This window comes from Aneurinibacillus tyrosinisolvens, assembly GCF_001015055.1.
Classification (GTDB): domain Bacteria; phylum Bacillota; class Bacilli; order Aneurinibacillales; family Aneurinibacillaceae; genus Aneurinibacillus_A; species Aneurinibacillus_A tyrosinisolvens.
Genome location: NZ_BBWZ01000109.1, coordinates 1 through 1,392, shown reverse-complemented (window position 1 = coordinate 1,392; position 1,392 = coordinate 1). Strand labels below are relative to the sequence as shown.

Sequence of the window (1,392 nt, the reverse complement as noted above, 5' to 3'; positions counted from 1 at the left end):
TTTTTTCTCCCTGATCCAAACGGCGGTGTGTATTTTCGGAACAACGTAGGCTCGTTCCGTATGGAAGGCAGTACGATCGATCAGTGGATTGAAAAACTGATGCCGATGTTCAACGGGGAATACACGTTGGATGAATTGACAGACGGACTGCCAGACTCATATCGGGAGCGTGTGTATGAAATTGCAGGGATTTTGCACCAAAACGGCGTTGTTCGGGATGTGAACCAGGACCATCCGCACCAATTGGCGGATGTGGTTCTCAAAAAGTATGCTTCTCAAATTGAATTTCTGGACAATTTCGGTCACTCGGGTGCGTACCGTTTTCAAGCTTATCGTCAGGCCAAGGTGCTTGCGGTTGGCTCCGGTCCTTTTTTTGTTTCGTTGATTTCTGCGTTGCTTGAATCCGGATTGCCTAAGTTCCACGTGCTGATTACGGACTCGGTGCCGACCCATCGGCAGCGGTTGATCGAACTGGCGGTACACGCACGTAAAACGGACCCCGAGGTAACGGTTGAGGAGATCATCCTGCAGAAAAAGGGGGGAAGTTCTTGGCGGGAGGCTGTGCAGCCGTTTGATTCGATTTTGTATGTGTCGCAAGAGGACGATGTAGAGGAGCTGCGGACTCTTCATTGGATTTGCAGAGAGGAGAAGAAGGTATTACTCCCCGCTATAGGTCTGAAGCAGGTGGGCCTGGCAGGTCCACTGGTGCACCCAGACTCCAAAGGGTGTTGGGAGTCGGCGTGGCGCCGCATCCACCAATCTGCACTTTACAAAGACGAATCGTTCTATCCCTTCTCTTCTACAGCGGGAGCGATGCTTTCTAATGTGCTCGTATTTGAATTGTTAAAAAGGGTTACAGGCGTGACCGAATCGGAACAGAAGAATCAATTCTTCCTGCTTAATTTGGAGACATTGGAAGGAAACTGGCATTCGTTTGTGCCCCATCCCTTGGTAACCGGACGTGCAGCAGCCCAATGGGTTCAAGATTTTGAACTGGGGCTTGAGCAGGAATCAAGCGAAAACGAATCGAGCAGATTACTTTCGTACTTCAGCCAGTTAACCTCAGCGGAATCAGGGATTTTCCATCTTTGGGAGGAAGGAGACTTGAAGCAGCTTCCGCTGGCTCAGTGCCGCGTTCAGGCTGTTGATCCGCTATCGGAGGGACCCGCTGAGCTGTTGCCGGATATTGTCTGTACAGGGTTAACGCATGAGGAGGCGCGGCGGGAAGCAGGGTTCTCCGGGATTGAAGCATATGCGTCGCGAATGGTCAGTTCGCTTGTTACGTCTCTTCCCTCCCATCAGGAAGTAGAAGGTGGTAGGATAGAAACGCAGGAATTTGTCGGGGTCGGAGTGGGGGAAACGGTTGCGGAAGGGATTTCCCGCGGGCTGCAA

Annotated in this window: 1 protein-coding gene; it reads left to right on the top strand. The window is 51.7% G+C overall.

The window, feature by feature from the left end:
• A partial coding sequence (locus MBEAL2_RS28520) for a putative thiazole-containing bacteriocin maturation protein (RefSeq protein ID WP_047155551.1) occupies positions 1-1,392 on the top strand: 1,392 nt, incomplete at both ends.